A 25,085-nucleotide genomic window follows, 5' to 3' on the forward strand; every position below is an offset into this window, starting at 1 on the left:
ACCGGAGTGCGCAGCATGAAGGTAATCCAGTAAGCGCGCCGCAATTCCTTCCCTGGCAGATGGAGACAGCGCGGGCCTGGCTGGGCAACCGCGACCGGTTCGCGCACGCCTGGCTGGTGCACGGCCTGGCCGGCATCGGCAAGCTGGATTTCGCGGTCGCCGCCGCCGCCAGCCTGCTGTGCGAAACGCCTGAAAACGGCCTGGCCTGCGGGCGCTGCGCCGCTTGCGGCTGGTTCGCCAGCGGCAATCACCCCGATCTGCGCCGTATCCGGCCCGAAGCCGTGGCCGTGCAGGAAGGGGCGGACGCGGCCGAACCGGCGGAGGACGCCGAGCCGGCCGCCGGCGCCGCCAAGCGCGCGCCGTCCAAGGAAATACGCATCGACCAGATCCGTTCGCTGGAGTCCTGGTTCAACACCGCCACGCACCGCGGCGGCTGGCGCGTGGCGCTGCTGTACCCGGCCCACGCCCTGAACGTGGTGTCGTCCAACGCCTTGCTCAAGGTGCTGGAAGAGCCGCCGCCCCACACCGTTTTCCTGCTGGTGGCGGATGCGCCCGACCGCCTGCTGCCGACGCTGGTGTCGCGTTGCCGGCGCCTGCCGCTGCCGGCGCCCGATCCGGAAACCGCGCTGCGGTGGCTGCGGGAGCAGAATGTCGAGCCCGCGCGCGAGTGGCTGGCGGCCGCCGGCGGGGCGCCGCTGGCGGCGCTGCGCCTGGCGCAGTCGGGCGAGGCCGCCTGCCCGCCCTGGCTGGCGCAATTGGTCGGGCCGCTCGCGAACGGGCAGGCGCCCGACGTGGGCACGCTGGCGGAAGCCCTGGAAAAGGTGGCGGCCAGCGAATGGATCGATGCCTTGCAGCGGCTGTATACGGACCTGATGCTGGCCGGCGCGGGCGCGCCCCCGCGCTATTTTCCGGCGCTGGCCGGCGGCGTCGCGCAAGTCGCCGCGCGCATGAATCCGGCCCGGGTGGCCGAGTCCGCGCGCTGGCTCACGCGCCAGCGCGCGCTGGCCACCCATCCCCTCAACGCCAAGCTGTTCGCCCACGCCACCTTGCAACGCGTGGTGCTATCCTGCCAGGCGTAAGCCTTTGATCCGACGGCGCTTTGCCCGCGAGCGGGCGGGGCGCCGCGGCACTTTCACCCAGATTCACCATGTACGTCGATTCTCACTGCCACTTGAATTTCCCGGAGCTTGCCGCCGATCTGCCAGCCATTCTTGAGCGGATGGCCGCCAACCAGGTGACGCACGCGCTGGTCGTCAGCGTCAACATGCCGGAATGGCCGTCGCTGATGTCCCTCGTCGAACCGCAGGCGAACCTGTGGGCCTCGGTCGGCGTGCACCCCGACTACGAAGACACGCCGGATCCCTCGGAACAAGAACTGGCGCGCCTGTCGGAGCATCCGAAGGTCGTGGCCATCGGCGAGACCGGGCTGGATTACTACCGCCTGTCGGAACCGCTGGACTGGCAGCGCGAGCGTTTCCGCCGCCATATCCGCGCCGCCCGCGACACGGGCCTGCCGCTGATCGTGCATACGCGCGCGTCCGCCGAGGACACCGTGCGCATGCTGCGCGAAGAAAAGGCGGCCGAGGCCGGCGGCGTGATGCACTGTTTCACCGAAAGCTGGGAGGTCGCGCAGGCCGCGCTGGACCAGAACTTCTATATTTCGCTGTCGGGCATCGTCACGTTCAAGAACGCGCAGCTCGTGCATGAAGTGGCCGCCAAAGTGCCCCTGGACCGGCTGCTGATCGAAACCGATTCGCCGTATCTGGCTCCCGTGCCGTACCGGGGCAAGCTGAACGACCCGTCCAAGGTGATCCACGTGGCCGAAAAGATCGCGGACCTGCGGGGTATTCCCGTGGCGGATGTGGCGCGAGCATCAACCGATAATTTCTTCCGTCTTTTCAATAAGATAAAGAAGTAATCGAATCTATTTTATTTAAAGTCAATTCTAGGATATCCATGGCTATCAGCGTCGCGTTCGCCCACAGGGCCGTGTTGTCGTGCTGCCGGGGAGCGCTGCTGGCGCTGGCGGTCGGATTGGCCGCGCCGGCGGCGCAGGCCGCCAATCCGGCGGACTGGTGGGTCTACGTCGCCAACGACTATCCGGACGACATTCGCGACTTGCTCAAGCAAGGGGCGGATCCCAACGTGCGTTACAAGAACGGCCAGCCGGCGCTGATGCGCGCGGTCGTCGACGGCGCCTGGAAGGTGTTCGACGTGATCGCCGCCGACAAGCGCACCGACGTGAACGCGGCGAATCCCGCGGGCGAAACGCCGCTGATGTATCTGGCGATCGCCGGGCAGACCGAAAGGGCGAAGAAACTGATCGCGCGCGGCGCGCAGGTCAACCGCCTGGGCTGGACGCCGCTGCACTACGCCGCTTCGAAGGGGCAATTGGAGATGGCGCGCCTGCTGCTGGCGCAGCACGCCATGCCCAACGCGCCCGCGCCCAACGGCGAGACGCCCCTGATGATGGCGGCGCTGTCGGGCCGCCAGCCCATGGTGGAGCTGCTGCTGAAGTCGGGCGCGGACGTGGGCACGCGCGACACCAAGGGCCAGACCGCCGCGGATTGGGCGCGCACGGGCAAGTCGACGGCGCTGGCGGCGCAACTGGACACGCTGATCGCGCAGCAGGACGAAGCGCGCCGCAAGCGCCGCGCCGGCGGCCCGGCGGGCGTGGCGCCCGCTGCGGCGGCTCCGGCTGCGGCCCCGGCCGCGGCGCAAGCCCCGGCGCCCGCCAAGGCCGAAGCGCCAGCGCCGTCTACCGCCGTCAAGGGCGTGTCGGGCGTGAAACTGAATAATTACGACGAGCCCGCGCGCTGAGCGCGGGTGCGCGGCGGCCGTACCGGACGCCGCGCATCTCGCCGCCGCAGGAATTCCTCAGCGCCTTCGGGCGCTTTTTTTTCGTCCCGTTTTCGGGGTTTTCCCGAATTATTCTCAATATTCGGGAATAGAAATCTTGAATAACACCATTAATTGATAATCTGCGCTCCATTAGCTTGGAGCCAAATGTTGAAAGCGGATCAATCAGTCGGGGCGGGCGCGGATCGCGTGCTCTATGTGCTGGCCACCCTGGCCCGGCACGACGGTCCGCTCAGCATCGCCGCGCTGGCCGAAGAGACCGGCCTGGCGCAGAGCACCCTGTACCGGCAGGTGGCGCTCCTCAAGCGCTGGGGATTCGTCGCCGAGCATGACGGCGAGTACGGGCCCGGGCCGCTGTGCGTGCAACTGGCCTGGGGCTTCGACCAGTCCTCCTTCCTGATCCACGAGGCGCAGCCCGACATGGCGGCGCTGGCCGCCGCGTCCGGCGAAACCATCGGCCTGCTGGTCGCGGTCAAGGACCAGGCCGTGTGCCTGGACATGGTCGAAAGCCAGCATCCGCTGCGCTGTTCCTTCACGAAAGGGCGCGGCCTGCCGCTGGCGCGCGGCGCTTCCGCCAAATCGCTGCTGGCCTTCATGCCGCTGGCCCGCCTGCAGGCCGCGCTGGCCTATCTGGCGGCCGAGGCGGGGGTGGACGCCGCCAGGCTGGGCAAGGAACTGGACGCCATCCGCGAGCAGGGCTACGCGGTGACGGACAGCGAGGTCGACGCCGGCGTCTGGGGGGTGAGCGTGCCGATCTTCCAGCGCGCCCACCAGGCAGTGGCGTCGATCACCCTGATGGCCCCGTCCACGCGGGCCGCGCAGCGGCCCGACGCCTTGATCGAGATGACCGTGGCGGCCGCCCGGCGCATCACCTCGAAATTGCAGGTTCATTGACGCCGCGAGCCGCGGCCGTTCACGCCGTTCCCTGATTTCCACGCTGTACCCGCACCCAACCGATCGCAGTAACCACCGCCGTAATCACTTTCCATAGGACCCACCATGACCACTCGCCGCACACTGCTGACCGCCGCCCTCACGCTGGGCCTGGCCTGGAGCGCCGGTTCCGCGCACGCCCAGGAAACCATCCGCGCCGTCACCGATGCCACGTTCCCGCCGATGGAGTTCGTCAAGGACGGCAAGCGCACGGGCTTCGACATCGAACTGGTCGAGGCCCTGGCCGGCGCGATGGGCAAGAAGGTCGAATGGATCGACATCGACTTCAAGGGCCTGATTCCCGCCCTGCAGGCCGGCCGCGCCGACATCGCGGTGTCCGCCATCTACATCACGCCCGAGCGCGCCAAGGTCGTGGACTTCACCGATCCCTACTACGCGGGTGGCCTGGTCGTCATGACGAAGAAGGACGGCCCGGTCAAGACGCTGAAGGACCTGGACGGCCGCAAGGTGTCGGTGCAGGTCGGCACGAAGTCCGTCAACTACCTGAAGGAACACTATCCGTCGGTGCAGCGCGTGGAAGTCGAGAAGAACCAGGAGATGTTCAACCTGGTCCAGATCGGCCGCGCCGAAGCCGCCGTGACGGGCAAGCCGGCGGCCAAGCTGTTCGCGCAAAGCACGTCTGACCTGACCGTGCTGGGCGAGCAGATCACCACCGAGGACTACGGTATCGCCGTGCCGAAGAACAAGCCCGAACTGACCCGCGACCTGAACGCCGCGCTGCAGAAGCTGAAGGCCGACGGCAGCTACCAGGCCATCGTGAACAAGTGGTTCGAGGCGCCCGCGAAATGAACCTGGATTTCTCTCCTGTCTTCGCCGACTTCGGCGCGCTGATGAACGGCGCCGCGGTCACCGTCGAGGTGACCGCGGGGGCCTTGCTGCTGGCATGCGTCATCGGCCTGCTGGTGGGCGTGGGCCGGCTCAACCCGCGGCGCTACGTCATCTACAACCTGTGCAGCCTTTACCTGCTGCTGTTCCGCGGCACGCCCTTGCTGGTGCAGTTGTTCATCTGGTTCTTCGGGCTGCCGCATTTCGGGGTGACGCTGCCGGCGTTCGCCTGCGGCGTGCTGGGCCTGGGCATGTATTCGGGCGCCTACGTGTCGGAAATCGTGCGCGGCGCGATCCAGTCGGTGGACCGCGGCCAGACGGAGGCGGCCCGCTCGCTGGGCATGTCCTCCGGTCAGGCCATGCGCATCATCGTGCTGCCGCAGGCCGTCGTGCGCATGATCCCGCCGCTGGGCAACGAGTTCATCGCGTTGATCAAGAACTCGGCCCTGGTGTCGCTCTTGACCATCCATGACCTGATGCACGAAGGGCAGAAAATCATCAGCGTGTCGTATCGCTCGCTGGAAACGTATCTGGTGGTGGCGCTGATCTATCTGGTCCTGACCACGGTCACCATGGTGGTGTTGCGCAAGGTGGAACATCGCCTGCGCGCGGGAGGGATGGTGCAATGAACGCCGCGACGAACCGGGCCGCGGGCCCGCAAGAAATGATCCGCATCCGCGGCCTGCGCAAATCCTACGGCGACCACGCCGTCCTGCGCGGGATCGATTTCGACGTGCTGCCGTCCCAGGTGGTGGTGGTGATCGGGCCCAGCGGTTCGGGCAAGAGCACCTTGCTGCGCTGCTGCAACGGGCTGGAAGTGGCGCAGGCCGGCACTGTGGACATCTGCGGCCAGACCCTGCTGGACCACGGCAAGCTGCTGCCCGAGGCGGAGTTGAACCACCTGCGCATGCAGGTGGGCATGGTGTTCCAGGGCTTCAACCTGTTCCCGCACCTGTCGGTGCTGGAGAACGTGACGGTCGGTCCGCGCAAGCTGCGCGGCATGGGCCGCGAGGAAGCCGACGCGCTGGCGGAGGACCTGCTGAAGAAGGTCGGCCTGGCGCAGAAGATGTCGGCCATGCCGGCCAGCCTGTCCGGCGGCCAGAAGCAGCGCGTGGCCATCGCCCGCGCCCTGGCCATGCAGCCCAAGGTCATGCTGTTCGACGAGCCGACCTCGGCGCTGGATCCGGAGCTGGTGGGCGAAGTGCTGCAGGTCATGAAGCTGCTGGCCCGCGAGGGCATGACCATGATGGTGGTGACGCACGAAATGGGCTTCGCCCGCGACGTGGCCGACGTGGTCGCCGTGATGGACGGCGGGGTGATCCTGGAGTCCGGCTCGCCGGAGGTGATCTTCAGCCAGCCGCGCGAGCCGCGCACCCGCGAATTCCTCCAGGCGGTGCTGAACGCGTCGCCGGGAGGGGCGGCATGACTGCGGCGCAATTGGACAAGAGCCTCTGGAAGGCTCGCGACGACAGCGCGGAGCAGGGCGATACGCGCCGCCTGGCGCACATCGTCGAGCCGGCCGCCGGCCAGGTCCGGGCGGGCGAGGCGGTGCTGCTGGGCTTTGCCTGCGACGCCGGGGTGGCCCGCAACCAGGGCCGCGTCGGCGCCGCAGGCGGTCCCGCGGGGATCCGGAAATTCCTGGCGGGCCTGCCCGCGCACGGCCTGGTCCGCCTGCTGGACGCGGGCGACGTGGCGTGCGAGGGCGACCGGCTCGAAGAGGCCCAGGAACGCCTGGGCCTGCGCGTGGCCGAACTGATGGAGCAGGGCGCCCGTCCGGTGGTGCTGGGCGGCGGCCACGAAATCGCCTGGGGCAGCTTCCAGGGCCTGGCACGCTGGCTGCGGGCGTGCGGGGACGCGGGCCGCGTGCTGGTGCTGAACCTGGATGCCCATTTCGACCTGCGCACCGGGCGGCCCGGCAGCTCGGGCACGCCGTTCGACCAGATCGCCCGCGACTGCGGGGAACGCGGCCAGCCCCTGCAATACGCCTGCCTGGGCGTGTCGCGGCTGGCCAATACGCCCGCGCTGTACGCCCGCGCCGCCGAGATCGGGGCCTTCTGGGCGGAAGACCGCGACATGCAGGAGCGCCACCTGGAGGCCCGCCTGGCCGACGTGGACGCCTTGCTGGAAGGCGCGGCCCACGTCTATCTGACGATAGATCTGGACGTGCTGCCCGCGGCGGTCATGCCCGGGGTGTCGGCGCCGGCGCCTTACGGGGTGCCGCTGGCGGTGATCGAGGAAATCGTCCTGCGGGTCAAGGCCAGCGGCAAGCTGCGCCTGGCCGACATGGCGGAGTACAACCCCGGTTTCGACGTGGACGGCCACGGCGCCCGCGCCGCCGCGCGCCTGGCCTGGCAACTGATCGCAAACTGACCGGCGGGCCGGCAGGGCGGATGAGGGGCGGCTTCCTGCCGGGAAGCCGCCTTTTTTCATCGCAGGGCCGTCTCACGATAAAAACGCCCCTGTGGGGCAGCCCGGCTGGAGGTCCGAAAGGAAACAGCCTTGGCGTGAAGTTTTCCGGGCTTGAAAACAAAAGCCCCGGCTCTGGGCCGGGGTGGGAATCAGGTCTTACATGATGGGTCGTAGGCTTGCGCCCATTGGAAGCCATCACCAACCTTGAGGGGAGTGTAGGTTTTCCCGCCGGCCGCCGTCAACCTCGGCGGCTGCCCCCAGCTTTCCAGGTTCGGCAACATGCCCCATACATTGCAATACCGTCCGGTGCTGATCGATGCCCTCATCAGCAATGAGCGCATCAATAGCTATCAAAGCGTATTCCACCCGGCCAACGACGTGGAGCTGATGGGCGTATACCTTTGGAACGCGCACGTCTGCGGCGCACTGTACCCGCTGATGGGGGCGGTGGAGATTACCTTGCGCAATGCCATCGACCAAGCGCTTGTCGCCGGCCTGGGGCGGTTCTGGTGGGCGGGCGGCAAGCTGCGTTATCGCTCCTTCGCGTCCGGCGTGGATGCGCCGCGTCCGGTGCAGGCCGTGCGCGACAACTTCGCCAAGGCTACCCGGAATTATGCCGCCGAGCAGCGCCGTCGCCATGGGGCGCGCGGCAACGTGGCGCCTCACCATCATGGTGTCATCGCCAAGACGGAATTCTCGACTTGGGAGTTCTTGCTGGACGCGGAGTTCATGGGGCGTGGGCTGATCTGGCCCAAGCATCTGTCCCGTGTGTTTCGCGGGCCTTGGCCGGTGCATCAGGCCGGCGCGATGCAGGCCCATGCGCATGATCTGGTTGCCACGCTGCGGGACGTCCGCAACCGCTTATTCCATCACGAACCGGCATGGAAGCGGTACGGCGTGCTGACCGAGGCGGACGCCTTGCAGCACTTGCGGGAGAAGATTGGCAAGGCGGAAAGCCTGCTGGCGCTGATACACCCGGAGAGCCTGCGGCTGTTGCAGGCCAATGGCCTGCTGCGGGATGCGCACCGGGCCTGCACGTCGGCCGAGATCCGGCGCTTTCAGCATCTGGCGCAGACGCATCGTATCGACTCGCTGGACGTGTTGGGTGGGCTGGTGGCGCAATGCGCGCAGGAGAACAGCGTTTTGGCCGCCCGGCTGTGTCAGGGCGAGCATCGCTTCCTGATATACGCCTCCTGATTCTGCCACCACGGCCCGCCTGTTTCTCCAGTCTGGCACCAAAAGCAACTTGCCAGGAGGCATTTTTTCTTGGGGCAGAGAGGGGGGGGGCGCATTCGGGCAATGGGCTGGACGCGTGCGGGCCGGCGGCTTAGGATAGGACCAACTGTAGGGCCGGGCTTGCGACCCGTTCAGTGTCCGCAACATTTATATGTCCCCATTTAAATATTTTTCTTTTAAATTGGGGACGCGATATTTTTCGCGGATAAAATGGCGCAACTTAGTCAGGAGAGCATGCTCATGTCTCAAACTCCCACCCATGCCTTGCCGTCGTATCTGAACGCCGATGACCTCGGCCCCTGGGGTAATTACCTGCAACAAGTCGATCGGGTGACCCCGTATCTCGGTTCTCTGGCGCGGTGGGTCGAAACCCTGAAGCGTCCGAAGCGTTCGCTGATCGTCGACGTGCCGATCGAACTCGACAACGGCAGCATCGCGCACTTCGAGGGCTACCGCGTCCAGCACAACACCTCGCGCGGCCCCGGCAAGGGCGGGGTGCGTTTCCACCAGGACGTCACGCTGTCCGAAGTGATGGCGCTGGCGGCCTGGATGTCGATCAAGAACGCCGCGGTGAACCTGCCCTACGGCGGCGCCAAGGGCGGCGTCCGCGTCGATCCGCGCAAGCTGTCGCAATCCGAGCTCGAGCGCATGACGCGCCGCTACACCTCGGAGATCGGCGTCATCATCGGTCCCGCGAAGGACATCCCCGCTCCCGACGTGAACACCAACGCCCAGACCATGGCCTGGATGATGGACACGTACTCCATGAACGAAGGCGCCACCGCCACCGGCGTGGTCACCGGCAAGCCGATAGCGCTGGGCGGCAGCCTGGGCCGGGTCGAAGCCACGGGCCGCGGCGTGTTCGTCGTGGGCTGCGAGGCCGCCCGCGACCTGAACATCGACGTGTCGAAGGCGCGCGTGGTCGTGCAGGGCTTCGGCAACGTGGGCGGCACCGCCGCCCGCCTGTTCCACGAAGCCGGCGCCAAGGTCATCGCCGCGCAGGACCACACCGGCACCGTGCACAACGCCGAAGGCCTGGACGTGCACAAGCTGCTGTCGTACGTGTCGCAGCACGGCGGCGTGGGCGGCTTCTCCGGCGGCCAGGCCATGGACAAGAACGAGTTCTGGACCCTGGAAACCGAATTCCTGATCCCCGCCGCCCTGGAAAGCCAGATCACCGCGGAAAACGCGGCCAAGGTGCGCACGAAGATCGTGGTGGAAGGCGCCAACGGTCCGACGACGCCGGAAGCGGACGACATCCTGGCCGAACACGGCGTCTACGTGGTGCCGGACGTGCTGGCCAACGCCGGCGGCGTGACGGTCAGCTACTTCGAATGGGTGCAGGACTTCTCCAGCTTCTTCTGGAGCGAGGACGAGATCAACCAGCGCCTGGAACGCCTCATGCGCGAAGCCTACGCGGCGGTGTCGCAGGTGGCCCGCGAGCACAAGGTCACGCTGCGCACGGCGGCATTCATCGTCGCTTGCACGCGGATCCTGCAAGCGCGCCAGGTGCGCGGCCTGTATCCCTGATATCCGACGCGGCGGCGCGTTTCCCGACGCGCCGCCGGGAAGGGCAGGCAAAATGACAATCGCCCCTTATGGGGCGATTGTCATTGGCGGCGGCAGGTTCAAGGCTGGGGCAGCAGTTCCGGCTTGAGTATCCCGCGCAGGTCCGCATAGGAAATGCTCAGTTCCGGTTCGCCATGGGAGTACGGCGCGATGGAATAGGCGTCGTACTTGACCACGATGCCTTCGCGCGTCAGCGCGAAGTTGTCGCTTTCCTGGAACGGCCACATTTTGCCGTAGGCCGCCGGGTCGCGGCGGGCGTCCGGGTTCTGCTCCAGCCACTTGGCGTGCGCGTGCTGAAGGGCGGCGACGTATTGCGCGCGCCGGCCCGGGATCAGGGCTTCGTCCAGGCTCATGACGCGGCCGCGGCTGCGCTCCCAGTTCAGGTACTGGGTGGCCGGAATGCCATGCGCGGCGCCGGTCAGGAACTGTTCGGTATGCAGCTCAATGGACACGACGTCGCCCACCGTGTCCTTCACGCCCGCCTTGAAGTACGTGGCGTCGCGCGGGCGGGCGGTGGACCAGAAGTACTGCGTGTATTCGGACAGCGTGTCGTAGGGGCCGCGGCGGTTGGCGTCGGTGCCGGTCATGTAGGCCAGCACGTGGTCCACCAGGGCCGTCAGCTTGGGGATGTCCGGGAACGCCACGCTGTCGATTTCGATGCGGGGGCAATCGCCCTCGCAGCCGGGCTTGTTCGATGCCCACTTGATGCGTTCGGTGGACAGGTCGCCCACCTTCTCGGGCGTGGAGGCCGCGGGCGAGGATTGCGGGGCGAGGGTGATGTCCGCCGGCGGCGCGCTGCCGCAGCCGGCAAGCGCCAGCGCGGCAGCGCCCAGGATGAAACCGCCAATCGCGCCTTGCGGCCTGAACGTGCGACGCATTGAACTACCTCCAGAGAATCAGGGCATGGCAGGTCAGGGGACGACGCCCGTCCACTCGGGCGTGGAGAACTTGTCGGCGGCCTGCGCCTGCGCGAGCGCCAGCGTGCCGCTGCCCACCTGTCCGGAGGTAAGACGATGCAGCCCGGCAAAAGTTTCCACCATGCGGTCGATGATGGCTTCCCGCGCCAGCCCCGTCTGGGTGCGCAAGGGATCGACGCGTTTCTTCGCGCTGGTGGTGCCTTTGTCGGACAGCTTCTCGCGGCCGATGCGCAGCACTTCCACCATTTTATCGGCGTCGATGTCGTAGGACATCGTCACGTGGTGCAGCACAGCGCCCGAGCGGCGGGCCTGCGCCGCGCCGCCGATCTTGCCGATGTCCGAGGCGATGTCGTTCAGGGGCTGGTACCAGGCCTTGATCCCCAGCCCTTGCAGGGCCGTCAGCACCCAGGCGTCCAGGAACGCATAGGATTCCTGGAAGCTCATGCCGTGCACCAGCGCCTGGGGAACGCTGAGCGAATAGGTGATGGAGTTGCCGGGTTCGATGAACATGGCGCCGCCGCCGCTGACGCGGCGCACGACCTCGATGCCGTGGCGGCGCGCGCCGTCGGGATCGACTTCGTTCTTCAGGGACTGGAAGCGGCCGATCACCACGGCCGGCGCGGACCATTCCCAGATGCGCAGGGTGGGCGCGCGCCGGCCGGCGCCGACCTCGTCGGTGATGATGGCGTCCAGCGCCATGTGCAGCGCGGGCGGCTGCGGGCCTTCGTGGATCAGTTCCCAGTCGTAGTCGTTCCAGTCGGTGCGCGTCATGCCAGCGCCCTCCGCAGCACCACGGCGACGGCCTCCGCCGAGAAGCCGAACATCTCGGCGCCGGTGGGCAGGGCCGATTGCACGGCCACGGCCAGTTCAAGTTCGCCGGAATCGGCGGGCATGCCGTTCAGGCCGCGGTTGATGGCTTCGAGCGCTTCGGGGGGCTCGAGAAAGAAGTCGCCGCTGATGCGCACATCGGTCAGGCGGCCGTCGCGCACTTCCAGATCCGCGACGACCAGTTTGCCGCCGGGGACTTTGTATTCGCCATGCATGGGCGCTCCTTGCTGAATCAGAATCGGTAAAAGGACTACAGGCTGAGCTTCATGCCGTCGTGGCTGGCCTTGAAGCCCAGGCTTTCATAGAACCGGCGCGCGTCGGGACGGGCGCGGTCCGTGGTCAACTGCACCAGGCCGCAACCCTGGATGCGGCATTGCTCGATCGCCCATTCGAACATGGCGCGTCCCAGGCCGGCGCCGCGCGACGACGAGGCGATGCGCACGCTCTCGATCTGTCCGCGCCACTGGCCCAGCCGCGACAGGCCGGGTATGAACGATAACTGCAAACAGCCGACCAGGCGCGAATCCTGTTCGACCACCGCCAGGTATTGGTTGGAATCCTGCGCGATGGCGGCGAAGGCGGCGGTGTAGCGCGGATCGAGAGGAAGGGAGGGATTCTCGCGCGTCGCGCCCAGTTCGTCGTCGGCCAACAGCGCGACGATGCCGGGCAGGTCTCCGAGGCGCGCGCGGCGGAACACCAGTTGCGGGTCGGGCATGGCGGTTCCTTCAGCGGGAGACGGTCTGGGCGGTCTGGCCGAACAGGATGCGGCGCGAGGCCTCGTCGCTGACGGACGGGGCCGTGTTGACGGTGTCGGCCAGCGCGTAGGCGCGCTGGGTGGCGGGCCGGGCGGCGATCGCGTCGAACCAGCGCTTCAGGTGCGGGAAGTCGTTCAGGTCCTGGCCCTGCTTGGCATGCGGCACGATCCAGGGGTAGGCCGCCATGTCCGCGATCGAGTAGTCGCCGGCCACGAATTCGCGATCCGCCAGGCGCTTGTTCAGCACGCCGTACAGGCGGTTGGTTTCCTTGACGTAGCGGTCGATGGCGTAGGGGATGCGTTCGGGCGCGTAGCCCGAGAAATGGTGGTTCTGGCCGGCCATGGGGCCCAGGCCGCCCATCTGCCAGAAGAGCCACTGGGAGACTTCCGCGCGGCCCCGCAAGTCCGAGGGCAGGAAGCGGCCGGTCTTCTCGGCGAGATAGAGCAGGATGGCGCCCGATTCGAACAGCGGGACCGGCGCGCCGCCGTCGGCCGGCGCCTGGTCCACGATGGCGGGGATGCGGTTGTTCGGCGCGATGGCAAGGAATTCGGGTTTGAACTGGTCGCCGCGTCCGATGTTCACCGGGTGGATCTTGTAGGGCAGGCCGGTTTCTTCGAGGAACAGCGTGATCTTGTGGCCGTTGGGGGTGGTCCAGTAATAGAGATCGATCATGGGGGTGTCCTGGTCATGGCGCCGGCGATGGCCGGCGGACGGAACGGCCATGATAGCGGGCCGGCGCCGGCGGCAGCCTGAATAACCGGGGACCGGGTACGGGTTTGGTCCGCGCCCGGCCCGGCGGTTTCAGGCGGGGCCAGGACGGGCGCGGCCCGGCAGCCTCCAGGTCCAGTTCAGGCTGACGCCGGCGGCCGCCAGGAAGATCATGGCCACGCCGGCGATCTGCGAGGCGTCCATGCGGTGCCCGTAGACCACGAAATCCAGCATGATGGCGACTGCGGGATAGATGAAGCTGAGCGCGGCGGTGGAGGTCGTGGGCAGCTTCTGGATGGCCGAATACATCAGGATGTACATCAGGCAGGTATGGACCAGTCCCAGGGCCACCAGGCAGCCCCATTGCAGGGGCGCGGCGGGCAGGGCGCCGAAGTCCGCCATGGGCAGGAGCATGGCCGCGCCCAGGGTGACCTGCACGAGCGCGAGCACCTGGGGCGGGATGCCCTTGAGCCGCTTGACGATGATGGCGGTCACGCCGTAGAGCGCCGCCGCGCCCAGGCCCAGCAGCAGCCCGGACAGATAGGCGCCGCCGCCCGCGCCGCCGGCATGGAACAGGCGCAGCACCAGCATCAGGCCGGCGAAGGCGATGACGGACCAGGCCAGCTTGCCCCGCGTCGGGCGTTCGCCCAGGAACAGGACGCCCAGGCCGATGAGGAAGAAAGGCTGTACGTTGTAGACGGCGGTGGCCAGCGAGATGGAGGCCAGCCGGTAGGCGGAAAACAGCAGGACCCAGTTCAGCACCAGCGCGGCGCCCGCGGCCAGCGCCAGCGCCAGTGTCCTGGCGGTGAACAGCCCCGGCCTGAGCAGGCCGCGGGCCCAGCAGTACAGGAACAGGGACAAGGCGCCGAAGACGCAGCGGAAGAAGACGACGTTCCAGGCGCTTTGGCCGGATTCCAGCACGAAGACGCCCAGTGTGCCGGACAGGGTCATCGCGGCGGCCATTTGCGCCAGGCCGAGGCGTTCTGATGAGGGATTCATGAGGATTCTCCGGGAGGCGCCGCGGCCTCGAAATTCGATGGAGAAATTATCCCAGGCGGATAAAGCTGGTTATATGATGTTGATGCGGTCAATAGATGATGAAACCTTTGTTTAGGTGGAATTTATGCAAAACGACCTAAAAAATGAAAACCCGGTTTTGGACGGTATCGACCGCCGCCTGGTCGAGACGCTTTCGGCCAATGCGCGCACCACGACGGCCGACCTCGCGCGCCAGGTGGGGATGTCCGCGCCCAGCGTGGCGGACCGCCTGAGGCGGCTGGAGGAGTCGGGGGTGATCCGGGCCTATACCCTCGACGTGGATCCGGTGGCGCTGGGATACACGCTGGAGGCCATCGTGCGCATCCGGCCCCTGCCCGGGCAGTTGCGCCACGTCGAGGGGCTGATCCAGGAGATCCCGGAATTCGTCGAATGCGACAAAGTGACGGGCGACGACTGCTTCATCGCCCGGGTGGTGCTGCGCTCGATCTCGCACCTGGACGGCATCCTGGAGCGGGTGACGGAATTCGCCGAGACGAACACGGCGATCGTGAAGGCGCACACCGTGCGCCGCCGCCTGCCGCCGCTGCGTTAGCGCCCGTCCGGTTCAGACGGGCGCCGAAAGCGCCTTTTCGATGTCTTCCTTGAGGCTCTCGGGCGTGTCGGTGGGCGCGTAGCGCTTGATCACCCGGCCGTCGCGGCCGACCAGGAACTTGGTGAAGTTCCACTTGATGCCCTCGGTGCCGAACACGCCGGGCTTTTCTCCCTTGAGCCAGCGGTACAGCGGGTGGGCGCCGCTGCCGTTGACCTCGATCTTGGCGTACAGCGGGAACGTGATGTCGTACTGCATGCTGCAGAAATCGCGGATCTCGGCTTCGTCGCCGGGTTCCTGGTGGCCGAACTGGTCGCAGGGAAAACCCAGCACGGCCAGCCCGTCGTCGCGGTACGAGCGGTACAGCGTTTCCAGGCCCGAGTACTGGGGCGTGAAGCCGCACTTGGACGCCACGTTCACCACCAGCAGCACGCGGCCGCGATAGGTGTCCAGGGATTGTTCCGCGCCGTCGATGCCGCGGGCGGAGAAATCGTAGATCGTGCTCATGCGGGCTCCTGCCGGTCAGGCGTCAGAACGCGAGGGCGTCAGCGCGCCGGCTTGTTCCGCGAGTGTAGCCCCGGCGTGGCGGCCGTAGTAGCGTGTTCCCCACAGCGTCAGCAACAGCACGGCGAGAGTGATGCCGGCCGACATCCAAGGGCAGGTCCGTCAGCGGCAGGCCCCGGCCCAGCGCCAGGCTGCCCAGCCAGGCGCCGCCGGCGTTGCCCAGGTTGAACGCGCCCTGGTTCAGGGTGGACGCAAGGTTGGGCGCCTCGGCCGCCTGGTCCACGATCAGCGTCTGCAGCAGCGGCACCACGGCAAAGCCCAGCACGCCCCAGACGAAGGTCGTGAGCAGCATGGGCGCGAGCGAGTGGATGGCCTGGCTCAGCGCCAGGAAGACCAGCAGCAGGCCGACGAAGATGCGGCGCAGCGAGGTTTCCAGATTGCGGTCCCCCAGCTTGCCGCCCAAGGTGCTGCCGACGGTCAGCGCCACGCCGAAGAGCAGCAGCACGCCGGTGACGCCGCGTTCGGACACGCCGGTCACTTCGCGCAGCAGCGGCGCGATATAGGTCAGCACGCAGAACAGCGCGGCCGACGCCAGCACGCTGGCGGCCAGCGGCCACACCACGCGCGCGTCGCGCAGCACCTTGAACTCGCGCAGAATATTGCCGGGCTGCATCGGGATGCGGGACGGCAGCCACGCCGCCAGCGCGGCCACGGCGGCCAGGCCGATGCCGCTGACCACCCAGAACGTGGACCGCCATCCCGCCACCTGGCCCAGCGCGGTGCCCAGGGGCACGCCCAGCACGTTGGCGAGGGTCAGCCCGGTGAACATCAGCGCGATGGCGCTGGCGCGCTGGTTGCGCGGCACGAGGTCCGCCGCCACCACCGCGCCCAGGCCGAAGAACGCGCCGTGGCAGAACGCGGTGAACACGCGCGCCGCCATCAGCAGCCCGTAGCTGGGCGCCAGGGCGCAGAGCAGGTTGCCCAGCACGAAGGTGCTGGCCAGGCCGATCAGCGCGGCCTTGCGCGGCAGCTTCGCGGTGACGATGGCCATGATGGGGGCGCCGATGACGACGCCCATGGCGTAGCCGGTGATCAGCAGGCCCGCGATGTCGATCCCGACGTGGAGGTCTTCGGCGACATTGGGCAGCAGGCCCATGATGACGAACTCGCTGGTGCCGATGCCGAAAGCGGCGGCGGCCAGCGCAATGAGGTGCAGGGGCATGGAAGGCAGGGGCGGGCCGGGCGGCGGGAAGCGGCGCGCCGGCGCATGAAAGGCAAGGGCGGAATTCTAGGGCAGCGCGGTGGCGGCGGGCCGGAAAGGCCCTGTTGGAATTAAGGGTATACCCGTATTTTTGTGCGCCCAGGCTACACCAGCTTCAAATCCACCGGCGACACGCCGGGAAACACGCGGGCCAGGCGCGTTCCGTCCAGCCCGTACAGCCGCGCGAACAGGCCGGCGAACACCGAGCGGTATTCGTTGAGCACGGGATAGTCGCGGTCCTGGAACAGCGTATCGCGCTTGACCGCCACCTGGCGGCCCGCGATGCGTCCGCCCCGCACGTTGCCGCCCATGACCCAGTACACGGTGCCATGGCCGTGGTCGGTGCCCTTGTTGCCGTTTTCGCGGAAGGTGCGGCCGAACTCGCTGATGACCACCACGGTGGTCTGGCTCCATGCCGGCCCCATGGCGTCGGCATAGGCCGCCAGCGCGCGGCCCAGTTGGCCCAGCCGGTTCGACAGCACGCCGCTGGCGGCGCCCTGGCCGACGTGCGTGTCCCAGCCGCTGACGTCGACGAAGCCCAGGTTGTAGCGGTCGATCATGAAGCGGGCGATGCGGCGCACTTCCTGTTCCAGCTTGTCGGCGGAGACGGCATTGCCGCTGGCCGCCTGCATCTCGGCCTCGATTTCCTCGCGCGCCGCGCCCAGGATGCGCTGCCCTTCCGCGACCGAGGCGTGCAGATCGGTGTCCTGGTACATGGATTCGATGGCGCGGTTGTCGTCGGGGCTCAGGCGCGACTTGCGGCCGGCGCCGATCAGGTCGATGTTGGGCACGCGCGTGCCGCCCCGGAATATCTGGGGCACGTCCGAGGTGAACGCGGCCGCCTGCGCATCCCGGGCGCCCAGGTCCGCCGCGAGGCGGTTGAGGAAGCCCGAGCGGTAGTCGCCGCCGGGGGCGGCGCCGCGCCCCAGTTCGATGCCGTTCTGGGTTTCGAAATGGCTGCGGCTGGTGTCCTCGGTGCCGGCGAAGGGCACGAACGCAAGCTGGCGGCGCTCGTAGAAGGGCAGCAGGCTTTCCGCCAGCGCCGGATGCAGGGCCCAGCCGTCGTCCAGGGGCAGGGCGGCGCCCGGCCCGCTGCCCGGACGCGCGATGGCGATGTTGGGCCGGGATTCGTAATAGAAGTCGCTGGAGGCCGGCACGAGCAGGCTGGCGGCGTCATAGGCGCCGCGCATGAAGACCACCAGCAGGCGGTTGCCGGAGGCCGCGGGGGCGGCGTAGAGGCGGCTGTTTGCCCATGCCAGCGGGGCGGCGGCCATCAGTTGTAGCAGGCGGCGGCGATCCATGGTGTTCTCCTGGGGCCCGTGCAAGGCTCCTTTGCTGTCAACAGGCCCTAACGGCGCATGAATTCCGGCGAGGCCAACAGGTAGATGTTGGCGTTCCGGGTCGATTTGGCTTGCTCGATCGCCTCCCGCGTGGCGGGCGACAGCCCCGCGAACAGGCCATTGCCGGCGTTGGCTTTCAGCAGGCCGGGCAGACGCGGCAGCTCGACCGGGCCGCTGTCGCCGTCCTCCTTGTAGAACCGCTGGGGCGCGCCGGCGATGACGCTGGCGACCTCGAAGCGCGCCGTCATCTGCCCGGATCCGGCCCAGTCGGACTGGCTCATGGGATAGCCGTCCGGCGTGAGGCGCTGGTTCAGGGGCTGGCCGAGCTGCTTCAGCATGCCGATGCCCGGCTTGGGATTCCGGATGGGCGGCATGCCGTCATAGGCAAGCCGCAGCGAGGAATAGACGTAATGCACCGGATCCTTGAACACCCCCTTTTGCAGGGACGCCGAGAACTCCGGCGAATCGAACAGCGTCCCGAGCGTGGCGGCGATGTCGCCGTCCGTCGCCAGGAATGTCTTGCTCATTTTCTCGACGAGCGCGGCCGGGGGCGAGTCGCCCGTGAAGTACACGGCCAATTTCCGGCTGATGTGCCGGGCCGTCGCCGGATTGCTCGCCAGGAGGCGGGCGGCCTCGTCGACCTCCGGCATGCCGGTTCCCGCGATGCGATGGCCCAGGAACTGCTTTTCGCCGAAATCGTGGCGCGCCGGATTGAAGAGGAACAGCCCCTCCTGCACGACCTTCGCGCGCCATTCGGGCCTGACCTTCGGCGGTTCGGTCTGCTGGCCGACGCCCAGCCCCGTGAGGATGCGGGCCAGCTCCTGGACGTCGGCCTGCGAGTAGCCGCCATCGACGCCCAGCGTGTGCAGTTCCATCAGTTCGCGCGCGTAGTTTTCATTGATCCGGCCGGCGGCGTTGCGGGTGTTGTCCAGGTAGATCAGCATCGCCGGGGCGCGCATCGTGGCGGACAGCAGGTCGCGGAACTTGCCCAGCGCGTGCGGACGGATGGCGCGGTCTTCGTACTGCGACAGGAAAACGCCCGCGTCCCCCTTGCCCAGGTCCACGTTGAAGTGGTTCATCCAGAACCAGGCCATCTGGTCCTGCAACTGGTTGGCCGAATAGAGCGCGCGCCACAGGGCCCGGTCGCTGACTTCCGAGGCCCGCCGGATCGAGAACTGGCGCGCTTCGCGCATGGCCTTCAGCTTTTGGTCCGGGGGCAGTTTTTCCGCCTTTTGCCGCATGCCGAGCTGCGTGGCCCGCGCCGCTTCATCGGATACGCGCGAGATCGACAGCGCATCGATCCGCTGCTGCACTTCGGCCGGCAGCGCGTCCTGCGCGGAGGGATGCAATTGCGCCCGCAGATAGCGTTCGGCGCCCATCTGCCGGATGCGGGCAAGCTCGGAAGGCGTGGCGCCCCAGGTCACGCGGTCGACCAGCGCGGCGTCGCGCGCCTTGGCGCCGGCGTCCGGCTGCGCCAGGGCGCCGGCGGACAGGAATAGCAACAGCGGGGGGGCGGCGAGGCGAAGGCGGAGACACGACAGCGGCATGCGGCGGAGACCTTCCTTGGGGCAATTCGAGGTGAGACAGGATAATCGCCGGGGGATTCCCCGCCGGGCGCGTCTTGAAACGCAAGGAAACGGATCGCATCCGGTTTTCGCCTATGCCCGGGCACGGCGCGGGGCCATTGGCGGGGCCCGGCCGCGGCCGTCCTATCATGAGGCAGGCAGGGACACGCAAGCGCCTGAAGGAGGGCGGCAATGGAAGGGATGATCGAGCGCCTGGAAGCGATGCTGGCCAAGGGAACGGACAACATGCTGTTGCGATTTTCCTTGGGGAAGGCCTACGCGGAACAGGATTGTTTCCGCGAGGCCGAGGAACACCTGCGCGCGTCGCTGGCGTTCGATCCCGCCTATTCCGTCGCCTGGAAGTGGCTGGGCAAGGCCTGCCTGGGACGGGGCGACAAAGCGGGCGCGCGAGCCGCCTGGGAGGCCGGCCTGAAGGCCGCGCACGACCGCGGCGACCAGCAGGTGGTGAAGGAATTGCAGGTGTTTCTCAAGCGCCTGGACAAGGCCGCCGGCGCCTGAGGCGCGTCATGCGTTGCCGGCGGGCGGGCGCGGCAGCCCGCCGAACGCCTCCAGCGCGCGCAACCGGCTTTGCGCCAGATCCACGATGGGCAGGGGGTAGCCGGCAGCGGCGCGCTCCATGGGGCTGGGGTCGTGGATGGCGCGCGCCTCCAGGTGCGCCAGTTCCGGCAGCCATTCGCGCAGGAACGCGCCGTCGGGATCGAACCGGCGCGATTGCGACAGCGGATTGAAGACGCGGAAGTAGGGCACCGCGTCGGCGCCGGTGGACGCGCTCCACTGCCAGCCCCCATTGTTGGAGGCCAGGTCTCCATCCACCAGGTGCGACATGAACCAGGCTTCGCCCTCGCGCCAATCGATGAGCAGGTTCTTCGACAGGAACATGGCGGCCACCATGCGCAGGCGGTTGTGCATCCAGCCCAGCGCCAGCAACTGGCGCATGGCGGCGTCGACGATGGGAATGCCGGTCCGGCCTTGCTGCCAGGCGCGCAGGTCCTCGGGCGCCTGGCGCCAGGGCACGGCGGCGGTCTCGGGTTTCATGGGCTGGCGCATGGACAGGGCGGGATGGGCGGCCAGCAGGTGCTGGTAGAACTCGCGCCACAGCAGTTCGCCGATCCACGCGGCGGCCCCGGCCTTGCCGCTGTCCAATTCGCCGTGGTTGGCCGCCAGCGCCGCGCGCAGGGCCTGGCCGGGCGACAGCACGCCCGCCGCCAGATAGGGCGACAGGCAACTGGTGGCGGGCAGCGACGGGAAGTCGCGCTGTTCGCGGTACGCGTCGATGACGCCGTCGGCGAAGGCCGCCAGCCGCTCGCCGGCGGCGGCCTCGCCCGCGGGCCACAGGGCGCGGACGGCGTCGTCCGGGGCGTTGAAACCTTCGAAGGCGGCGGGCAGGGGATCGGCCCGCCAGGCGGGCGGGGCCTGCGGGCGCGGGGCGGGCAAGGCCCGCGGCGGCGCCGTGCGCAGCCGTTCGCGGCAGGCGCGCGCATAGGGAGTGAAAACGCGGTAGCAATCGCCTTTGCCCGTCAGCACCGTGCCCGGCCGCAACAGCGAGGCGCCGTGGTGCAAGGTCCAGTCCACGCCCATGGCCCGCAGGCCGCTGGCCACCGCCTCATCGCGGCGGCGTTCATTGACGGCCCATTCGGCGTTGGCATGGACGTGGCCGATGGCGTGGGCCCGGCAGAAACCGGCCAGCGCGTCGGGCGCCTCGCTCCAGTCCCGCACCGTCAGCAGCTTGAGCGGTATGCCCAGCCGGCCGAGTTCGCGCGAAAGCTCGCGCAGGTTGCGCAGCCAGAAATCCACCTTGGCCGGCGCGTCGCCATGCCGGCGCCACTGGCCCGGCGCGGCCAGGAACAGCGCGGTCGCGGCGCCGCCTTCGGCGGCGGCCGCCAGGGCGGGATTGTCGTGCGCGCGCAGGTCGGTGCGCAGCCAGAGCAGGGTATTCATGGCGTTCCAGGGCGGGCGGTTCGCGGCCGATGCTTGCGGGCGAGGCTGGCATTCTATATTGCGGGGAGGCGGGGACGCCGGCCCCCCGGGGGCTTGGAAGACGATGTAAAAGCTACGAGTAGATGTGTCCAGCCGGGCGCGGGGGGGCCGCGCGGCCGTCAAACCATGAAACACGCTGGCGCTCCGTACGTATTGACGCCGCCCGGGCCCCGCCATGTAATCGAAGGTAAAACGACTAGAGACATGAACGCTATGGGAAATCTGATGGACCTCCGCCCGTCCTTTCTGAGGGGTCGCGCGCCCGCCGGCAAGACATCGCTCGACGTGTTGCAGAAGCTCTGGCGCTCGGTCGATCTGCCGGACGAGTCCCTGAGCCACGTCGTGCTGACAGGCGCGGATCCGGTTCTTCCCTCGTCTTTCGCGGTTGGCGCGGCGGCGCAGGCCAGCATGGCCGCGGCCGCCCTGGCCGCCGCCGAAATCTGGCACCTGCGCGGCGGCGCGAGGCAGCAGGTCAGCGTCGACATGCTGCACGCGGCGCAGGAATGCCGCAGCTATTTCAAGATCAACGGGGTCGCGCCGAATCCCTGGGATCCCATCACCGGCCTGTACCGTTGCGGCGACGGCAACTGGGTCCGCATCCATGCCAATTTCGCGCATCATCGCGATGGCGCGCTGGCGCTGCTGGGCTGTCCCCCGGGCGACGGCGCGACGCGAGCGGCGGTGGAAAGCGCGCTGGGCCGCTGGAATGCGCTGGATTTCGAGCAGGTGGCCGCCGACGCGGGCCTGGCGGTGGCCGCCATGCGCAGCTTCGACGAATGGGACCGCCACCCCCAGGGCCAGGCGGTGGCCGCACAGCCCCTGCTGACGATCGAACGCATCGGCGAAGCCGACCCGCGGCCCTTGCCCAAGTATGGGCACGACGCCCGCCCGCTCAGGGACATCCGCGTGCTCGACCTCACCCGCATCATCGCGGGGCCGGTCTGCGGCCGGGCGCTGGCCGCCTACGGCGCCGACGTGATGCTGGTCAATTCCCCGCAATTGCCCAATATCGACAACATCATCGACACCAGCCGGGGCAAGCTCTCGGTCCTGGCGGATCTGGACACGGCCGACGGCCGCATCGCCCTGGGCAACCTGCTGCGCAGCGCGCACGTGTTCGTGCAGGGTTACCGGCCCGGCGGCCTGGCCGCGCTGGGGTTCGGCCCCCAGGATGCGGCGCGCATCCGTCCGGGCATCGTCTACGTTTCCCTGTCCGCCTACGGCAATGCGGGGCCCTGGGCCAACCGGCGCGGTTTCGATTCGCTGGTGCAGACGGCCACCGGCTTCAACCATGCCGAAGCGCAGGCGGCGGGCCAGGAAGCGCCCAAGCCGCTGCCCATGCAGATCCTGGACCATGCCTCCGGCTACCTGATGGCGTTCGGCGCGCAGGCGGCGCTGGCGCGCCAGGCGACGGAAGGCGGTAGCTGGCATGTGCGGGTATCGCTGGCGCAGACCGCGCACTGGCTGCGCGGCCTGGGCCGCGTGGAAGGCGGGCTGGCCTGTCCGATGCCCGGCTTCGAAGGCCTGCTGGAGACCGGGCCCTCGGGCTTCGGCGAACTGGTCGCGCTGCGGCACGCCGCGCAGTTTTCGGCCACGCCCGCCCGGTGGACCCGTCCGTCCAGCCCGCCGGGCACCCACCCCACGGTCTGGCCGTTCAACTAGGCGGGCATCGTCCGCGCTATTGCGCCGCCTTCCATGCGCGCAAGGCGCGCATGGTGTTGGCGACGTGGGACTCGGGGCTCATGTCCGTGAATTCATAGAGGATCTTGCCCTGCGGCGAGATGACGTACGAGATGCGCTGCGCGTACTCCGGCCGCTTGTCATGGACCGCGTCGTAGGCTTTCATGATCTTGCCGTCGCCATCGGCGGCCACCGCGAACTTGCTGCGGCATTCGCTGACCGAGAACTTGTTCAGGGTTTCGATATTGTCCGTCGACACGCCGATGACGGTGGCGCCCAGGGACTTGTATTCGTCGGTGGCTTCGGCGAAGTTGTGCGCTTCGATCGTGCAGCCTTGCGTGAAGGCCGCCGGGAAGAAATACAGGACGACGGGGCCTTGCTTGAGCGCTTCGTCCAGCTTGAACGTGAAAACGTTGCCGCCCAGCGAAGCCTGGGCGCTGAAGTCCGGCGCGGGGGCGCCCACCTTGAGCGCGGCGTGGGCGGACGCGCCGGCCAGCAGGCCGCACAGCAATAACCAGGTGGCAGTGCGCTTCATGGCAATCTCCTTCAGTCTCTTGGGCCGCGCGGCGGCGTTCTTCCTACTGTAGCCGGGTGGATGGCGGGGGTCCAGGGCGGTTCGACGCCCCGGCGGCGTCAGTCGCGTCCGGACGGGCCCCGGCTATTGCCGTCCCCGCGCGGCTGGTCGCGCTGCTGTTGCTGCTGGCGGGCCTGCTGCTGGGCGCGGTCACGTTGTTGCTGCTGGCGGGCCTGTTGCTGGGCCTGGTCGCGTTGCTGTTGCTGGCGGACCTGCTGCTGGGCCTGGTCGCGTTGCTGCTGCTGGCGGGCCTGTTGTTGGGCCTGGTCGCGTTGCTGCTGCTGGCGGGCCTGTTGCTGGGCCTGGTCGCGTTGCTGCTGCTGGCGGGCTTGCTGCTGGGCCTGGTCGCGTTGTTGTTGCTGGCGGGCCTGCTGCTGGGCCTGGTCGCGTTGTTGTTGCTGGCGGGCTTGCTGCTGAGCCTGGTCGCGTTGTTGCTGCTGGCGGGCTTGCTGCTGAGCCTGGTCGCGTTGTTGCTGCTGGCGGGCTTGCTGCTGGGTCTGGTCGCGTTGTTGTTGCTGGCGGACCTGCTGCTGGGCCTGGTCGCGTTGCTGTTGCTGGCGGGCTTGCTGAGCCTGCTGGTCGCGCTGCTGCCGCTGACGGTCCTGTTGCTGGACCTGCGGCGATTGGGGGCGGCCGGGCTGGGCTGGCGATCCGTCCCGGGGGCCGCCTCCTTGGGCGTGGTCCCGGCCGCCGCGTCCGTTGTCCGGCCCGTTTCCTGGTCGCTCATCGCTGCCGGGACGCCGGCCTTCGGGCCGGTGATCCACGGAGGCCTGGGGCGGACGCCCCTTGTTCTGGTCGTAGAACTGGGCGCGGTTGTTGCCGGCGTCGCGGACGTAGCCGCGCTGTGCCTGGGTGGGCGGGGCATGGCGTTCGTTGCGCGCGGCCAGTTCGCGAGGATCGGCCCGGCGCTGGATGCCGGACGGGCCGCCGTGGTAGCTGACGCGGCGGTTGTCGACGTTGTTGACCACCACGTTGCGGTTGTAGACGTTGGTGACGTGCGTGATGTTCACGTTCGTGACGGCCCGGTTGTAGTAGAAGCGGTCGCGTTTCCAGTAACCGCCCGCATAGCCCAGGCCGGTGTAGCCGAAGCCGTAGTTGATGCCTCCATAGAAGCCCACGTGGGGGCCCCAATAGCCGGCGTTCCAGAGGTACAGGCCGTTCACGAAACCCCAGTAGCCCGGGGTCCAGAGCGCGCCGGCGTAGGGCGCGAGCACCCAGGCGCCAGGCACCCAGAAGAAACCGTAGCGGTTGCGGCTCCAATAGCCCGGCACCCAGAGGTAGCCGTCCGAGGGCGCCGGCGGCTGGACGTAGACCGGCAGGGGCGGCGGAGGTTCGGGACTGCGGTCCACCAGGGCCAGATTGGCGTCCGCCGGGTCGCCGCCGTCATAGGCCGGAGCCGGGGGCGCGGGCGGCGGTTCGTAGGTCTGCGCCGCGGCGCTGGCGCAGGCGGCCAGCAGGATGGCGGCGGCAATGGGCCGTGAACGGAAGATCCGGGAGCGGGAGGTCATGGTTTTT

Annotated in this window: 26 protein-coding genes; 13 read left to right on the forward strand and 13 right to left on the reverse strand. The window is 68.4% G+C overall.

Going from position 1 to position 25,085, the window contains the following annotated elements; translation table 11 throughout:
* Positions 1 to 59: 59 nt before the first annotated feature.
* From holB to WHX56_RS18295, 10 genes are all read left to right on the forward strand, one after another.
* Entirely contained in the window at positions 60 to 1,079 is a 1,020-nt protein-coding gene (gene holB / locus WHX56_RS18250) for a DNA polymerase III subunit delta' (RefSeq protein WP_338878569.1), read from the forward strand.
* A 68-nt stretch (positions 1,080 to 1,147) separates the two neighbouring features.
* Positions 1,148 to 1,918, forward strand: a complete 771-nt coding sequence (locus WHX56_RS18255; RefSeq protein ID WP_129238992.1) for a TatD family hydrolase — start codon at positions 1,148 to 1,150, stop codon at positions 1,916 to 1,918.
* 38 nt (positions 1,919 to 1,956) lie between these two features.
* Entirely contained in the window at positions 1,957 to 2,820 is an 864-nt protein-coding gene (locus WHX56_RS18260; protein WP_338878570.1) for an ankyrin repeat domain-containing protein, read from the forward strand.
* Positions 2,821 to 3,006: 186 nt separating this feature from the next.
* A complete protein-coding gene (locus WHX56_RS18265) occupies positions 3,007 to 3,753 on the forward strand; it encodes an IclR family transcriptional regulator (protein WP_338878571.1) in 747 nt (248 codons plus the stop codon).
* A 105-nt stretch (positions 3,754 to 3,858) separates the two neighbouring features.
* Positions 3,859 to 4,602: a transporter substrate-binding domain-containing protein gene (locus tag WHX56_RS18270; protein ID WP_129238989.1), complete on the forward strand. Its 744-nt coding sequence runs from the start codon at positions 3,859 to 3,861 to the stop codon at positions 4,600 to 4,602.
* Entirely contained in the window at positions 4,599 to 5,267 is a 669-nt protein-coding gene (locus tag WHX56_RS18275; protein ID WP_129238988.1) for an amino acid ABC transporter permease, read from the forward strand. Before WHX56_RS18270 ends, WHX56_RS18275 begins: the two co-directional genes overlap by 4 nt.
* A 35-nt stretch (positions 5,268 to 5,302) precedes the next feature.
* Positions 5,303 to 6,064 carry an amino acid ABC transporter ATP-binding protein gene (locus tag WHX56_RS18280; RefSeq protein WP_165360046.1) on the forward strand — a complete coding sequence of 254 codons (762 nt, stop codon included), beginning with the start codon at positions 5,303 to 5,305 and terminating at the stop codon, positions 6,062 to 6,064.
* The gene (hutG, locus tag WHX56_RS18285) at positions 6,061 to 7,008 is read left to right on the forward strand and encodes a formimidoylglutamase (protein WP_338878573.1); all 948 of its coding nucleotides are present in this window, start codon (positions 6,061 to 6,063) and stop codon (positions 7,006 to 7,008) included. Before WHX56_RS18280 ends, hutG begins: the two co-directional genes overlap by 4 nt.
* A gap of 318 nt (positions 7,009 to 7,326) precedes the next feature.
* Entirely contained in the window at positions 7,327 to 8,244 is a 918-nt protein-coding gene (locus WHX56_RS18290) for a CAAX protease (protein ID WP_338878574.1), read from the forward strand.
* 279 nt (positions 8,245 to 8,523) lie between these two features.
* Positions 8,524 to 9,813 carry a Glu/Leu/Phe/Val family dehydrogenase gene (locus WHX56_RS18295; RefSeq protein WP_129238984.1) on the forward strand — a complete coding sequence of 430 codons (1,290 nt, stop codon included), beginning with the start codon at positions 8,524 to 8,526 and terminating at the stop codon, positions 9,811 to 9,813.
* Positions 9,814 to 9,911: 98 nt separating this feature from the next.
* On the opposite strand, the gene WHX56_RS18300 is transcribed toward WHX56_RS18295, so the two are convergent.
* The 6 genes from WHX56_RS18300 to WHX56_RS18325 form a co-directional block, all read right to left on the reverse strand.
* A complete protein-coding gene (locus WHX56_RS18300; protein WP_338878575.1) occupies positions 9,912 to 10,730 on the reverse strand; it encodes an RsiV family protein in 819 nt (272 codons plus the stop codon).
* A 33-nt stretch (positions 10,731 to 10,763) separates the two neighbouring features.
* Entirely contained in the window at positions 10,764 to 11,540 is a 777-nt protein-coding gene (locus tag WHX56_RS18305; RefSeq protein WP_287754818.1) for a lipoate--protein ligase family protein, read from the reverse strand.
* Positions 11,537 to 11,812 (reverse strand): lipoate protein ligase C-terminal domain-containing protein, encoded by a 276-nt coding sequence (locus tag WHX56_RS18310; protein WP_338878576.1) that lies wholly within the window; start codon positions 11,810 to 11,812, stop codon positions 11,537 to 11,539. The genes WHX56_RS18305 and WHX56_RS18310 overlap by 4 nt, the downstream gene beginning before the upstream one ends.
* 35 nt (positions 11,813 to 11,847) lie before the next feature.
* A complete protein-coding gene (locus WHX56_RS18315) occupies positions 11,848 to 12,312 on the reverse strand; it encodes a GNAT family N-acetyltransferase (RefSeq protein WP_129238980.1) in 465 nt (154 codons plus the stop codon).
* 10 nt (positions 12,313 to 12,322) lie between these two features.
* The gene (locus WHX56_RS18320; protein WP_129238979.1) at positions 12,323 to 13,024 is read right to left on the reverse strand and encodes a glutathione binding-like protein; all 702 of its coding nucleotides are present in this window, start codon (positions 13,022 to 13,024) and stop codon (positions 12,323 to 12,325) included.
* A gap of 129 nt (positions 13,025 to 13,153) precedes the next feature.
* Positions 13,154 to 14,059 (reverse strand): DMT family transporter, encoded by a 906-nt coding sequence (locus WHX56_RS18325; protein ID WP_129238978.1) that lies wholly within the window; start codon positions 14,057 to 14,059, stop codon positions 13,154 to 13,156.
* A gap of 124 nt (positions 14,060 to 14,183) precedes the next feature.
* Here WHX56_RS18325 and WHX56_RS18330 point away from each other — a divergent pair, with 124 nt between their 5' ends.
* The gene (locus tag WHX56_RS18330; RefSeq protein WP_054425764.1) at positions 14,184 to 14,651 is read left to right on the forward strand and encodes an Lrp/AsnC family transcriptional regulator; all 468 of its coding nucleotides are present in this window, start codon (positions 14,184 to 14,186) and stop codon (positions 14,649 to 14,651) included.
* Positions 14,652 to 14,663: 12 nt separating this feature from the next.
* On the opposite strand, the gene WHX56_RS18335 is transcribed toward WHX56_RS18330, so the two are convergent.
* The 4 genes from WHX56_RS18335 to WHX56_RS18350 form a co-directional block, all read right to left on the reverse strand.
* A complete protein-coding gene (locus tag WHX56_RS18335) occupies positions 14,664 to 15,155 on the reverse strand; it encodes a glutathione peroxidase (RefSeq protein WP_287754816.1) in 492 nt (163 codons plus the stop codon).
* Between the two features lie 22 nt (positions 15,156 to 15,177).
* Positions 15,178 to 16,374: an MFS transporter gene (locus tag WHX56_RS18340; protein WP_338878577.1), complete on the reverse strand. Its 1,197-nt coding sequence runs from the start codon at positions 16,372 to 16,374 to the stop codon at positions 15,178 to 15,180.
* Positions 16,375 to 16,517: 143 nt separating this feature from the next.
* Positions 16,518 to 17,714 carry a DUF1501 domain-containing protein gene (locus WHX56_RS18345; RefSeq protein WP_338878578.1) on the reverse strand — a complete coding sequence of 399 codons (1,197 nt, stop codon included), beginning with the start codon at positions 17,712 to 17,714 and terminating at the stop codon, positions 16,518 to 16,520.
* A 47-nt stretch (positions 17,715 to 17,761) separates the two neighbouring features.
* Positions 17,762 to 19,300, reverse strand: coding sequence for a DUF1800 domain-containing protein (locus WHX56_RS18350; protein WP_422393601.1), 1,539 nt, complete (start codon positions 19,298 to 19,300; stop codon positions 17,762 to 17,764).
* Positions 19,301 to 19,510: 210 nt separating this feature from the next.
* Between WHX56_RS18350 and WHX56_RS18355 the strand changes: the two genes are divergently transcribed.
* Positions 19,511 to 19,837 carry a hypothetical protein gene (locus WHX56_RS18355; RefSeq protein ID WP_338878580.1) on the forward strand — a complete coding sequence of 109 codons (327 nt, stop codon included), beginning with the start codon at positions 19,511 to 19,513 and terminating at the stop codon, positions 19,835 to 19,837.
* Positions 19,838 to 19,843: 6 nt separating this feature from the next.
* On the opposite strand, the gene phrB is transcribed toward WHX56_RS18355, so the two are convergent.
* Positions 19,844 to 21,277, reverse strand: coding sequence for a deoxyribodipyrimidine photo-lyase (gene phrB / locus WHX56_RS18360; RefSeq protein ID WP_338878581.1), 1,434 nt, complete (start codon positions 21,275 to 21,277; stop codon positions 19,844 to 19,846).
* Between the two features lie 252 nt (positions 21,278 to 21,529).
* On the opposite strand from phrB, the gene WHX56_RS18365 reads away from it, so the two are divergent.
* Positions 21,530 to 22,978 carry a CoA transferase gene (locus tag WHX56_RS18365; protein ID WP_129239047.1) on the forward strand — a complete coding sequence of 483 codons (1,449 nt, stop codon included), beginning with the start codon at positions 21,530 to 21,532 and terminating at the stop codon, positions 22,976 to 22,978.
* 16 nt (positions 22,979 to 22,994) lie between these two features.
* On the opposite strand, the gene WHX56_RS18370 is transcribed toward WHX56_RS18365, so the two are convergent.
* Both WHX56_RS18370 and WHX56_RS18375 read right to left on the reverse strand, forming a co-directional pair.
* Positions 22,995 to 23,531 (reverse strand): peroxiredoxin, encoded by a 537-nt coding sequence (locus tag WHX56_RS18370; protein ID WP_287754277.1) that lies wholly within the window; start codon positions 23,529 to 23,531, stop codon positions 22,995 to 22,997.
* A gap of 98 nt (positions 23,532 to 23,629) precedes the next feature.
* On the reverse strand, positions 23,630 to 25,078 hold the full coding sequence (locus WHX56_RS18375) for an adenylate cyclase (protein ID WP_338878582.1): 1,449 nt from the start codon (positions 25,076 to 25,078) through the stop codon (positions 23,630 to 23,632).
* Between the last annotated feature and the right edge of the window lie 7 nt (positions 25,079 to 25,085).

This window comes from Achromobacter veterisilvae (assembly GCF_037619525.1).
Lineage (GTDB): Bacteria > Pseudomonadota > Gammaproteobacteria > Burkholderiales > Burkholderiaceae_B > Achromobacter > Achromobacter veterisilvae.

Bases quoted from the DNA above. Each gene is read 5' to 3' on its own strand.
- holB (WP_338878569.1), top strand. From the start codon at position 60: ATGGAGACAGCGCGGGCCTGGCTGGGCAACCGCGACCGGTTCGCGCAC.
- WHX56_RS18255 (WP_129238992.1), top strand. From the start codon at position 1,148: ATGTACGTCGATTCTCACTGCCACTTGAATTTCCCGGAGCTTGCCGCC.
- WHX56_RS18260 (WP_338878570.1), top strand. From the start codon at position 1,957: ATGGCTATCAGCGTCGCGTTCGCCCACAGGGCCGTGTTGTCGTGCTGC.
- WHX56_RS18265 (WP_338878571.1), top strand. From the start codon at position 3,007: ATGTTGAAAGCGGATCAATCAGTCGGGGCGGGCGCGGATCGCGTGCTC.
- WHX56_RS18270 (WP_129238989.1), top strand. From the start codon at position 3,859: ATGACCACTCGCCGCACACTGCTGACCGCCGCCCTCACGCTGGGCCTG.
- WHX56_RS18275 (WP_129238988.1), top strand. From the start codon at position 4,599: ATGAACCTGGATTTCTCTCCTGTCTTCGCCGACTTCGGCGCGCTGATG.
- WHX56_RS18280 (WP_165360046.1), top strand. From the start codon at position 5,303: ATGATCCGCATCCGCGGCCTGCGCAAATCCTACGGCGACCACGCCGTC.
- hutG (WP_338878573.1), top strand. From the start codon at position 6,061: ATGACTGCGGCGCAATTGGACAAGAGCCTCTGGAAGGCTCGCGACGAC.
- WHX56_RS18290 (WP_338878574.1), top strand. From the start codon at position 7,327: ATGCCCCATACATTGCAATACCGTCCGGTGCTGATCGATGCCCTCATC.
- WHX56_RS18295 (WP_129238984.1), top strand. From the start codon at position 8,524: ATGTCTCAAACTCCCACCCATGCCTTGCCGTCGTATCTGAACGCCGAT.
- WHX56_RS18300 (WP_338878575.1), bottom strand. From the start codon at position 10,730: ATGCGTCGCACGTTCAGGCCGCAAGGCGCGATTGGCGGTTTCATCCTG.
- WHX56_RS18305 (WP_287754818.1), bottom strand. From the start codon at position 11,540: ATGACGCGCACCGACTGGAACGACTACGACTGGGAACTGATCCACGAA.
- WHX56_RS18310 (WP_338878576.1), bottom strand. From the start codon at position 11,812: ATGCATGGCGAATACAAAGTCCCCGGCGGCAAACTGGTCGTCGCGGAT.
- WHX56_RS18315 (WP_129238980.1), bottom strand. From the start codon at position 12,312: ATGCCCGACCCGCAACTGGTGTTCCGCCGCGCGCGCCTCGGAGACCTG.
- WHX56_RS18320 (WP_129238979.1), bottom strand. From the start codon at position 13,024: ATGATCGATCTCTATTACTGGACCACCCCCAACGGCCACAAGATCACG.
- WHX56_RS18325 (WP_129238978.1), bottom strand. From the start codon at position 14,059: ATGAATCCCTCATCAGAACGCCTCGGCCTGGCGCAAATGGCCGCCGCG.
- WHX56_RS18330 (WP_054425764.1), top strand. From the start codon at position 14,184: ATGCAAAACGACCTAAAAAATGAAAACCCGGTTTTGGACGGTATCGAC.
- WHX56_RS18335 (WP_287754816.1), bottom strand. From the start codon at position 15,155: ATGAGCACGATCTACGATTTCTCCGCCCGCGGCATCGACGGCGCGGAA.
- WHX56_RS18340 (WP_338878577.1), bottom strand. From the start codon at position 16,374: ATGCCCCTGCACCTCATTGCGCTGGCCGCCGCCGCTTTCGGCATCGGC.
- WHX56_RS18345 (WP_338878578.1), bottom strand. From the start codon at position 17,714: ATGGATCGCCGCCGCCTGCTACAACTGATGGCCGCCGCCCCGCTGGCA.
- WHX56_RS18350 (WP_422393601.1), bottom strand. From the start codon at position 19,300: ATGCCGCTGTCGTGTCTCCGCCTTCGCCTCGCCGCCCCCCCGCTGTTG.
- WHX56_RS18355 (WP_338878580.1), top strand. From the start codon at position 19,511: ATGGAAGGGATGATCGAGCGCCTGGAAGCGATGCTGGCCAAGGGAACG.
- phrB (WP_338878581.1), bottom strand. From the start codon at position 21,277: ATGAATACCCTGCTCTGGCTGCGCACCGACCTGCGCGCGCACGACAAT.
- WHX56_RS18365 (WP_129239047.1), top strand. From the start codon at position 21,530: ATGGGAAATCTGATGGACCTCCGCCCGTCCTTTCTGAGGGGTCGCGCG.
- WHX56_RS18370 (WP_287754277.1), bottom strand. From the start codon at position 23,531: ATGAAGCGCACTGCCACCTGGTTATTGCTGTGCGGCCTGCTGGCCGGC.
- WHX56_RS18375 (WP_338878582.1), bottom strand. From the start codon at position 25,078: ATGACCTCCCGCTCCCGGATCTTCCGTTCACGGCCCATTGCCGCCGCC.